Genomic DNA, 10,831 nt, shown 5'->3' with positions numbered 1-10,831 from the left:
AATCGGGACGGAGCGTCGTGCGTCCCACCATCCCCCTCACTGGAGAATCCCTACCTGTGACCAGTCGTGACAGCGGTCGTTACCGGCTCTCCCGCCGCAGCCCGGCCGGAACGGTCGTCGCGCTGCGCGCCCTCGGCCTCAGTGACCTGCTGACCGCCCTGCCCGCGCTGCGCGGCCTGCGCCGGGCCCGGCCGGACGCGCGGATCCTGCTGGCCACGCCACAGTGGCTGGAACCGGTGGCGCTGCTGTCCGGGGCGGTCGACGGTGTCGTGGACACGCCGAAGCTGGGCCCGGTGGCTGTCCAGCGGCCGGCGCTGGCGGTGAACCTGCACGGCCGGGGACCGGCCTCGACGATGGCGCTGCGCGCGACGGCGCCCGCGGAGCTGTGGGCCTTCGACCTGCCGGGCGGGGTGTCCTGGGACCTGGACACCCCGCCCGGCAACAGGCGGCACGCCCCGCGGGAGCACCGCGGCGGCCCCTGGGAACGCCAGGCCGGCGAGGAACGCGAGGTGGCGCGATGGTGCCGGCTGATGGAGGCACACGGAGTCGCCTGCGACCCGGACGACCTCTTCCTGCCCCGGCCGGCCGTCCCCCCGGTCGTCGGCGGCGCGACGATCGTGCATCCAGGTGGCGCGCACCCGGTCCGCCGCTGGCCGGCACGGCAGTGGGCGCTGGTGGCGCGGGCACTCGCCACCAACAGTCACCAGGTGGTCGTGACGGGAAGCCCGCAGGAGACGGAACTGGCGCGGACGGTCGCGCGGGAGGCCGGGCTGCCTCCCGCGGCCGTGCTCGCCGGATCGACCAGCCTGCCCGAGCTGTGCGCGCTGGTGGCCGCCGGGTCGCTGCTGCTCGCGGCCAACACCGGGGTAGGCCATCTCGCGACCGCCTACGGGACGCCGTCCGTACTGCTGTTCGGGCCGGTGCCACCGGCCCGGTGGGGACCACCACCGGGCCGTGGTCAACATGTCGCGCTGTGGTCCGGAGAGCGGGGATCCGCGGACCGGAACGGTTCCGCCGCGGCCAGCACCGATCAGGTCGTGGACCCGATAACGCCAGCGGACGTCCTGCGGGCGGTGGCCGCGCTGCCCACGGGCCATCCTCCAACCGGTGAGGAATCCGGTCGGTGAAGGACACCGGCCAGTTAGGACGTCCGCGGGGCTCGGGAGTGTCGGTGGCGTGCCCGGCGAGTCGCCAGCCGGCCTGGGATCCCCGATCGCGCAGGTCAGTGCCCGGACGGCCGCCCGTGCCGGACCGGCGTCCACCGGGCGGTGGCCCGGACGAACGGCCCGAGCGAGTGATCCGGACGGGCGATCCGGCGATAATCCGGAAATGATCAGTCCAGAAATGATCAGAGGATGATTCGGGAAACCGTCCGGACGATATACGGACGGGTTTGCCGGCGTGCCGGCGTGCCGGCGGGACGGCCTTGTCCCTCTTGCGTCATCCTGCATGTTCTTGCATGTTCTTGCATGTTCCTGTGCGTTCCCGCACCGTCTTTCTCGCGTCCTACCCGTACCGTTCGTACCGTTCGATGATCATTCCGTGTGGCTCGAGTGTCCCGCTCGGGCCCGACCCGCCGTTCGGGGCCGACCTGCTGATGACCGACGCCAGACCGCCGTCCACCGGCCCCCGGCCCGCCCGGCCGGCCGGGCCGGATCCCGCCGCCGGGCAGCTCCGGATCGGATGGCTCGACCTGTCCAGCGGGGTGAGCGGGGACATGCTGCTCGGCGCCCTGACCGGCGCGCTCGCCGGAACGGGCCGGCCCACCGGGGTGATCGGCGATGCCGTCGAGGCGCTGGGTCTCCCCGTCCGGCTGGATGTCGGCACCGCGTCCAGAGCGGGGCTGGCGGCCACCCGCGTCCGTGTGATCACCGGTAGCGATATCGCTGAAACCGGTGGCGACGACAGGAGCGACGCTGACGGGAACGTCGACAAGGGCGTCGGAGGCACCGCGGCCGCCTCCGGCACCAGACCTGGCACACACAACGATCATCATGGGCACCGCCATCATCACGGCCATGGCGACGACGGCCGGTTCGACGGGCCGGCCGGTGGGCATCCCCGCCGTACCTGGCCGGACGTCCGCCGGCTGCTGGCCCGGGCAGCGCTGGCCGACACGGTCCGTGAACGCGCGCTGGCCACCTTCGCCGCGCTGGCCGAGGCCGAGGCGGCCGTCCACGGCATCCCCGCCGACGAGGTGCACTTCCACGAGGTCGGGGCGCTCGACGCGCTCGCCGACGTGGTCGGCGTCTGCGCCGGGATCGCCGCGCTCGGCCTCGACCAGCTCGTCGTGTCCACGGTGGCGCTCGGTGGTGGATCGGCCCGTACCGAGCACGGCGTCCTGCCGGTACCCGGCCCGGCCGTGCTGGAGCTGCTGCGGGCCGCCGGGCTGCCGGGCCGCGGCGGGCCGGTGGACGTGGAACTGTGCACGCCGACCGGGGCGGCGCTCGTGGCGGCCCACGCGGACGCGTCCGGCCCGCTCCCGCCGATGCGGGTGCTGGCGGTCGGGGTCGGCGCCGGCCGGCGTGACATCCCGGACCGGCCCAACATCGTCCGGCTGGTCGTGGGGCACGCCCCGCGGCCAGGCCCGCCGGTCCCGGTCCCGATGGCCGGCGTCCGCGCGCACCTTCCCCGCACTCCGCCTTCCCGCGCACCCCTGGGCTCCCTGGGCTCCCTGGACTCCCAGGACTCCCAGGCGCCGGACAGCTTCGCGCCGCGGGAGGCGCCGGACGGTCCCGTGCCGGATGCCGCCGTCCCGGAGGCTCCCGGCACGGGCACCCCCGGCGCGGTCGACGAACTGCTCATCGAGACCAACGTCGACGACCTCGACCCGCGCGCCTGGCCGGAGATCATGGCCGTGCTCCTGGCGGCGGGCGCCCGCGACGTCTGGCTGACGCCGATCCTGATGAAGAAGGGCCGGCCGGCGCACACCCTGTCGGTGCTTGTCCGGGCGACGCACGCCGACGCCGTCCGACGGCTGGTCTTCCTGCACACTCCCACCCTCGGCCTGCGCGAGACAACGGTGCGCAAGCGGGCCCTGGACCGGGCCTTCCGCACCGTGGACGTGGGCGGCGAGACCGTCGCCGTGAAGATCGGCATGCTTGCCGGCGGCCGGGCCGTCACCGCCCAGCCCGAATGGGACGACGTGCGGCGGGCCGCGGCCCGGCTGGGGCAGCCGGCCCGCTGGGTCCTGGCGGCGGCGGCCGCGGCCGCACTGGGCACCGGCGGAGCGTCCCTTCCCCCGGCCAGCCACGGCGACGGTGATGACACCGGCATCAGGGGTATCACCAACATCAGCGGCGGCACCGCCAGCGCGGACGGCACCCGTACCACGGGCAAGATCCATACCACGGGCGGGAGTGGCGCGGCGGACGTCACGTCACCGGCACCGGTGACGGTGACGCGCGGACCGACATGTCGTCCTGAGCCGTGTCCGGCGCACATCGGCTGGTGGGGACGGCAGGAGACCAGCCGGACGGACTCCCGCGAGCGTGTCACCGGCGTCCAGGCCTATCCGCGGCCCCTGATCGGGTAACCGAACAGGCTGATATGTCAATGTAGTTGGATTTGGATGTAGTGCACCGTGGACGCGAACCGATCGGGGGGAGTGACAGTCGATGTCACCGTCATCGTCCCGCTCCTGCCCGCCGCCGGATCCGGTCGAGCCGGGCAACGAGACCCTGAACGGGGCCTCGTACGCCAGGGAGATCTCGTACACCGCGCAGCCACGGCAGGAGGCCGGGCGACGGGCCGGCGCCACCGGGGATCCGCAGCCGATGAACGGCCTCACACCGCCGCGCATCAGTGTGAACGGCTCCCCCGGCGCCGAGGCTGCCGGGCCGCCAGGGCCGCCAGGAGCACCGGCCCCGTCACCGCCGCGGGCGGCGCCGCCGCCCGTCGCGCCACCCGGTGGTGAACGCGGCTTCGACCCGCTCACCAGCGCGTGGTCGGAGGTGGCCTACCGGTCGTCCTCGTCCTGGCGCTCCTCCGGCCCGGGTACGCCGCCGGTGCCGAACGGCATACCCGGCGGTTTCGCCGTGGTGGACAGGTACACCGCGGTGGACGACGTCACGGCGGGCACTGTCACGAACACCGCCGGGCCGGCCGGCCCGGCGGCCTCGGACGCGCCGGCCGCGAACGGCCGGCCCTGGTTCGAACCGCCGACCTACGATCCGCTGTTCGACCAGGACACGTTCATCAGCGTGCCGCCGCACCCGTCGAGCGACCGTCGCACACGCGCTGTCCCCCTCCGCCACGAGGCACGCCCCGGGGATGCCCGGCGCCCTCCCGAGCCGCCGGACGCCGGTCACGACCATGCCGGCCCGCCGCCCGGCCAGAACCACCCGGAGCAGGACCAACGAGGGCAGGAGCAGGGCACCCAGGGACGGGGGCCGCGGGAACAGGACCATCTGCCGCACACGCTGGCGTCCACGCAGCACCCGGCACCCGTATCGCCGCCACCGCCAGCGGAACCGCCGGTGGGCCCGTCCACCGCGCCGTTCCCGACCGCCCCCGGCGGGAATCCCCTGTTCCCGGACGGCGACAGCCCGCGCGGCGGGCACCGGCCCGGGCCCGGCCAGCCGTTCCCCGGCCCGGCCGGAACGGCTTTCCCGTACCCCGGCAGCCCTTATCCGAGCAGCGAATATCCGGCGCCGCCGCCCGCCCCCCGGCCGGCGGTGGCCGGCCAGCAGAACAACCGGCGGCCACCCGACAGCAATTTTCATGTGACCGGTGGACTCGCGGGAACAAACAGCCGGCGGCCGCCCGACAACGAATTCCAGGTGACCGGTGCACCCGCGGAGCGGAACAACCGGGAAGCCCCCGGCGGTGATCCGGGCGCGGCAGCGGCGAAACTCGGCCCGGCCGCCGCGGGAAATCCCGGGGAACCCCAGCGGCCGGTGCCGCAGGACGGTACGCCCGGCCGGCTCATGACCAGCGCACTGCTGCCGGCCCGGCCGGCTGTCCCCACCCGGGGCTGGCGCCGGGTTCTCTGCAGAATCTCCGGCGGAAGGGTCAACCCGGGGCTCTCCGCCGACGAGGCCCGCCACCGCCTGCTGGTCGAGCACATCAGCGCTCCTCTGAACGACTGCCACCGGATCGCGGTGATGTCCCTGAAGGGGGGCGTCGGCAAGACGACCACCACGGTGGGGCTGGGCTCGGCCCTGGCCAGCCTGCGCGGCGACCGGATCGTGGCGATCGACGCGAACCCCGACCGTGGAACGCTCGGGGCCAAGGTGCCGCGGGCATCCGAGAACACCGTCCGGGACCTGCTCGACAACGCCGGCTCGGTGGGCCGTTACGTGGACGTCCGCAGATATCTGTCACAGGCCGCCAGCCGGCTGGAGGTACTCGCCTCCGCCAATTCCCCGGAACTGTCCCAGGCGTTCACGGACACCGACTATATGGCCGTCGACGGCATTCTGGAACGGTACTACTCGATCCTGCTGACCGACTGTGGCACCGGAATGCTGCACAGCGCCATGCCCGCCATCCTGGAGCTCGCCGACACGCTGGTGGTCGTGAGCAGTTCCAGCGCGGACGGCGGCTCCTCCGCCAGCGCCACCCTGGACTGGCTGGACGCGCACGGGTACACCGCGCAGGTGAAGAACGCGGTGACGGTCATCTCGACCTTTCCGATGAACCGGGAGTCGGTCGATCTGGACGCGCTCGAACAGCATTTCGCCGCCCGCACCCGCCGGGTTGTCCGGGTACCTTACGACCCGCACCTGGCCGTCGGCGGGAACATTCTCCTCGAAGAGATGCGGAAAGCGACCAGGAAGGCCTTTCTGGAAATCGCCGGCGCGGTCGCCGAGAGGTTCGGCCTGGAAAGCCGGAAGACACCCGGCCAGGCGTCCGGGGCACCCGGGGCGCCGGCCGCTTCCAGGGCTCCCGCCCGACCGGTGGAGCTGGTCGGGCGGATCCGGTAGGGGCCGGCGGGCCCGCGGCGCCGGCCGGGCAGCGGCCATCCGCGAGCTTCCGGTCCGGCATGCGGCGGCGTGCCGCGGGGGCGTCCCGCGGCACGTGCCCTGGGCTGCCTGGGGCGTTCAGCGGGTGATGGCCGCCGTCAACGCGCGGACGCCGGGCCGGCGCAACTGGTTGGCCACCGTGGAACGGCCCGCCAACATCCGTCCGAACAGGCCGAAACCGCCCGGGACAACGGCCAGGGACGCGTACAACAGGCCGGGACGGCGGGCGAAGACCGCCTGCACCTCACGACCGGCGTCCATCTCGGGGCCGAGGGCCGCCTCCACCCGGCGGGGATAGTCGCCCAGCGCGCTCGGCTCACCGGCGGCGGCGCGCGCGGCCGCCTCCCCGGCCAGCCGCCCCGAACGCAGCGCGAAGGAGATCCCCTCCCGCGTCCACGGGTCGAGCAGGCCGGCCGCGTCCCCGGCGACCAGCACCCGGCCACGGCGCAGCGGCGAGCCCACGGCCCGCACCCGCGCGAGATGCCCGGAATCGTGCAGCGGCGTCACCCCGTCCAGGCCGAGCCTGCGCACCACGTCGGCGTAGTAGGCGCGCAGGGCGCCGCCATCGTCCCGTGAGCCGATCACACCGACGGTGAGGATCTCACCCTTCGGGAACAGCCAGGCGTACGAGCCGGGTACCGGGCCCAGGTCGATCAGCATCCGGCCGGCCCAGCGGCGTGCCACTGCGGCGTCGACCGGGAACTCGCCCTCCAGACCGACGTCGACCTGGTCGAGACGGACCCCGACATAGGTGCCGACCCGCCCGGACGTGCCGTCGGCGCCGATGACCACCCGCGCGGCGACGTCCGGGCCACCGCGTACCGTCACCGCGACCCGGCCGTCCGGAACATGACCGTCCACGACACGGCCGGCCGCGATGCCGTGGCCGTCGACGGCATCGTGCTCGCGTATTCCCGTGACGTGGACGCCGGTCCGGATGACCGCCCCGGCGGCGTGAGCCGACCCGACCAGCGCCCGGTCGAACTCCGAGCGCATCACCATGGACAGCATCGGCCGGCCCGGCCGACGGCGGGTACGCACCAGCCGGCCGTCGAGTGCGACCGTGAGCTGGTCGACGCTCGCGCGGGTCAGCCGTGACAGGTCGATACCGGCATGATCGATCGACAGGCCGACCAGGCCGCCGCCGCAGGTCTTGTACCTGGGCAGCTCGGCGCGTTCGAGCAGGCACACGGTGGCACCGGCCCGGGCCGCCGCGCGGGCGGCGCTGGCCCCCGCCGGACCGGCACCGACGACGACCACGTCGAACATGCCACCGGCCGGCCCCAGCCGATCGGTAGCGGTAGCGGTAGCGGTGCGATCATGCCCGTCCTGTGCCGTCGACGGCCGGGCCTCGCCAACCACCGGCCGGTCAGGCGGGCCGGACGAACTGGGCGCGCCGGGAGAACCGAGCGAGCCGGGCAGGTCGTCGGACGGGCCGGGAAGGTCGTCGGACAAGCCGGGCAGGTCGTCGAGCGGGCCGGGCGGCATCAGCGCAGCGTGAGGGTCCGGCCGACCACACCGGCGCGTACCCGGCGTTCCGCCGGGGTGAGCGGGGTACGGTCGGCAACCGCGCTTTCCAGTTGATCGCGCAGCGTAGCGGCTGCTTCCTCGCAGCTCGCCGCGTCGGCGTCCGGCGCCAGATCCCACACCGGAACGACCAGGCCGTCCACCCGGAGCGAACCGACAAAACGGGATCCGTCACCCACAGTAAGAATATTGGCCGCCGCGAGCCGGGTGAGAGCGTCCAACAGCGGCTCCTCGTCGTACGGCTGGACCCAGCGCAGATGCGCCCGCTCCCCCGGGCGGCACCAGTAGGCCGCGTCCACCGAGGTCAGCCGGGCCGTCGGGACCACGGCTGCGTTCGCCCGCTCCAGCAGGGCCACAACCTGTGGATCCGGGCTGCCACCGTCCTGCGACGGCGGGAGCCACCAGGTGAACCCGGCGTGGACGGTGATGTCCAGCGGCGCGGGATCCAGCAGGTCCACCAGGGTCGGAGCGGCCCGGCCGCCGTCCGCCCGCGCGCTTCCCGCCGGGGCGGGCCGCGGGATGACCGGCGTGCCGGGATCCGCGTCGAGAGCCTCGAGCAACGCCCGGGCGATGTCCGCGCCCGCGTCGTCGCTGACGGTACCGGTCTGCATCGCCAGCAGGATCTCCCCGTTGTCCCGGACGAGCGCAGGCACGGCCTGCGGCAGCATCGTGCTGAGCACGATGGAACGGCCGGCGTGCTCGGGATGCTCCTGGAGGTGACCGGCGGCCAGCGTCAGCGGGGCGGTCGCGCTGGGCACCAGCTCACGCAGAGCCACCAGATCCGGCTCATCGGCCCGGCCGGCGAAGGGCCGCAGGACGGGCGCAGGGCGCCGCCGCACGCCGTGGCACGCCTTGTAGCGGCGCCCCGAGCCGCACGGGCAGGGGGACCGCGGCCCGACGGCCGGGAGCTCACCCGGCCCCGGCCGGGAGGCGGCCGATCCCGCCCCGGCCCCGGGCGCCGCGCCACCGGCGGGCAGGCCGACGGCGGCACCGGACGCGGCGGGCGACGGCACAGGAACACGGGCGGTCTGTCGGCGGGCGATCACGTACTCCTCGGGCTCGGCGGATGGCGCTCTGGCAGTGGGTACAGGCCAAGGCTAGTACCCGCGTCCGACACTCCCGGGCATCGGCACGGAGCACCGGCCGCCCGTCCAGCCTGGACGGGGCAGCCCGGACGAGACAGGCTGGGCTGGGCCGGGCAGGAGCGGGCAGGAGAAGGACGGGCAGGACAGGCCCGGGCTGGGCCGGACTGGGCCGGGCACACGGCGGATGGTTCCCGAAGGAGCGGCCGCGATCACGGAACAGCCAGGTGATCACCGATAGGCTCGAAGCGGCAGCGCGATGGGAAGCGACAGCGCGGCGAAAGGCGACAGCGTGGCGAGAGAGGCTGCATGAGCATCGACCAGCACGAGCTCTCCGGCGACGCGGCGGCGGTCACCCGTCGGATCGGCGTGGTGACGTTCCCGGGTTCGCTCGACGACCGGGACGCCGCCCGCGCGGTCCGCCTCGGCGGCGGCGAGGCTGTCCCGCTCTGGCACGGCGACACCGACCTGTCCGGGCTGGACGCGGTCGTCCTGCCAGGTGGTTTCTCCTACGGCGACTATCTCCGCGCCGGCGCGATCGCGCGCTTCTCCCCGATCATCGGCGCGGTCGTGGACGCGGCCCGCGACGGGCTGCCCGTCCTCGGCATCTGCAACGGGTTCCAGGTGCTGTGCGAGGCCGGGCTGCTGCCCGGGGCACTCACCCGCAACGCCGGCCTGCACTTCGTCTGCCGGGACCAGCCGCTGCGGGTGGAGAACGCCGCCACCGTGTGGACGTCCGGCTACACCGCCGGCGACGAGGTGGTCATCCCCGTCAAGCATGGCGAGGGCCGCTACGTGGCAAGCCCGGGAACGCTCGCCGAGCTCGAGGGTGAGGGGCGGGTCGTCGCCCGCTACCTCGGCGGGAACCCGAACGGATCGGTCGCCGACATCGCCGGCATCTGCAACGCGCAACGCACGGTCGTCGGGCTGATGCCGCATCCCGAGCACGCCGTCGAGCCCCTGACCGGCCCCGGCTCGGACGGCCTGGCCATGTTCCGCTCGGTCCTCTCCCACCGGCGCCAGCCCGCCGCCGCGACCGGCTGACCGGCCGGGCGGCCAGGCCGGGGCTGGTCAGACCAGCCGGCCGGACCAGCCGGGCCAGGGCGGCGACGCGTCAGGTGAGCAACGCTTCGGCGAAACGGCGGAGCCAGACGTCGAACGGGTCGTTGCCGGCGGTTATGCGCAGGACGACCTGGTCAGCGCCGGCGGCGTGGTACTCGCGGACGCGGGTGACGATCGTGTCGAGGCTCCCCCACGCGGTCACCGCGTCGACGAGCCGGTCGTCGACGTCCGTGATCTGTTGTTCCGTGAACCCCTGCCGGAGGAGGTTGCGCCGGTAGCCGGGAACGGTGCCGAGGAACCGCAGCGGTTCGGCGGCCGCGGCCCGTGCGGCGGTGGGATCCGTCTCGGGCACGACCGACAGCAGCACCGCCAGCGCCGAGTCCGCGCCGAGCGTCGCCCGCGCCCCCTCGACGTACTCCGGGGTGACCAGGAAGGGATAGGCGCCTGCGGCACGGTCGCGGGCGAGGGCGAGTACCGCCGGGCCGAGCGCGGCGAGCACTCGTGCGGCCGCGGGTACCACCGGGGCTTCGGTGTCGAGGTCGTCCAGGTAGGAATTGAGCGTTTGCAGCGGCCGGGCACCGTGCGCGCCACCGAGGCCGACGACGAACCTGCCGGGCGATGATTTCTCGAGATCCGCATATGCCTGAGCCACCTCGCGCGCCGGCACCACGTCCACCGAGAGAATGCCGCTGGCCACCTGAATATGCTCCGTCGCGCGCACGACGCGGCTGATGACGGGCAGGTTGTTGCCCTGGCCGCCCGGCAGCCACAACGTCGAGTAGCCGAGGGCTTCCGCCTCCCGCGCGATGTCGATCTCGGCTTCGGGATGATCCGCCGAAAGCCCGGAAGCCGCGATACCGATCGGTCCAAGAATCACCATAGCCCGCATAACCCCGCGGCCGGACGTTCCTGTTCCGCCTTCACCAGGCCCCTTCAACGAATCTTTTTCAAGATCTTTCCGTCAGGCCGTCGTCCTTCGCCGAACTCTCGTCCGGTCGGCATCCGCTCACCGGGAGCCCTGGGGCATCCGGATGGAGCATGATCCGGGCGAGTTTGTCGTTGTGTACGGTTTTCGGGCCGCTGGGCGTACACAACGACAGACTCACGCCGATCTTCACCGCCGGCAGCCGGCAGCCGGCACCGGCGGACGTCGCTGTCGGCGGGATTACGCGGCGGCCGGTGGGGTGGGGGTGG

General features: G+C 73.8%; 7 protein-coding genes. 4 read left to right on the top strand and 3 right to left on the bottom strand.

Annotation, left to right across the window (positions count from 1 at the left end):
- From AC5LUJ_RS19370 to AC5LUJ_RS19360, 3 genes are all read left to right on the top strand, one after another.
- Positions 1–1,127 (top strand): glycosyltransferase family 9 protein (locus AC5LUJ_RS19370; RefSeq protein ID WP_493465431.1); only part of this gene is annotated, 1,127 nt, incomplete at its 5' end.
- Between the two features lie 332 nt (positions 1,128–1,459).
- On the top strand, positions 1,460–3,535 hold the full coding sequence (gene larC, locus AC5LUJ_RS19365) for a nickel pincer cofactor biosynthesis protein LarC (protein WP_493465430.1): 2,076 nt from the start codon (positions 1,460–1,462) through the stop codon (positions 3,533–3,535).
- A gap of 82 nt (positions 3,536–3,617) precedes the next feature.
- Positions 3,618–5,927 carry a MinD/ParA family ATP-binding protein gene (locus AC5LUJ_RS19360; RefSeq protein ID WP_493465429.1) on the top strand — a complete coding sequence of 770 codons (2,310 nt, stop codon included), beginning with the start codon at positions 3,618–3,620 and terminating at the stop codon, positions 5,925–5,927.
- 117 nt (positions 5,928–6,044) lie between these two features.
- Here AC5LUJ_RS19360 and AC5LUJ_RS19355 read toward each other — a convergent pair whose 3' ends face one another.
- Both AC5LUJ_RS19355 and AC5LUJ_RS19350 read right to left on the bottom strand, forming a co-directional pair.
- Entirely contained in the window at positions 6,045–7,235 is a 1,191-nt protein-coding gene (locus AC5LUJ_RS19355) for a geranylgeranyl reductase family protein (protein ID WP_250286275.1), read from the bottom strand.
- A gap of 218 nt (positions 7,236–7,453) precedes the next feature.
- A complete protein-coding gene (locus AC5LUJ_RS19350; protein WP_493465428.1) occupies positions 7,454–8,506 on the bottom strand; it encodes a DUF5926 family protein in 1,053 nt (350 codons plus the stop codon).
- Between the two features lie 378 nt (positions 8,507–8,884).
- Here AC5LUJ_RS19350 and purQ point away from each other — a divergent pair, with 378 nt between their 5' ends.
- Positions 8,885–9,619, top strand: coding sequence for a phosphoribosylformylglycinamidine synthase subunit PurQ (purQ, locus tag AC5LUJ_RS19345; RefSeq protein ID WP_250286603.1), 735 nt, complete (start codon positions 8,885–8,887; stop codon positions 9,617–9,619).
- 70 nt (positions 9,620–9,689) lie between these two features.
- On the opposite strand, the gene AC5LUJ_RS19340 is transcribed toward purQ, so the two are convergent.
- Positions 9,690–10,517, bottom strand: coding sequence for a TIGR03620 family F420-dependent LLM class oxidoreductase (locus AC5LUJ_RS19340; RefSeq protein WP_250286601.1), 828 nt, complete (start codon positions 10,515–10,517; stop codon positions 9,690–9,692).
- Positions 10,518–10,831: the final 314 nt, after the last annotated feature.

This window comes from Protofrankia sp. CiP1_Cm_nod3 (assembly GCF_982290655.1).
Note: the sequence above shows the minus strand (reverse complement) of the source record. Positions and strands in the feature narration are given on the sequence as shown.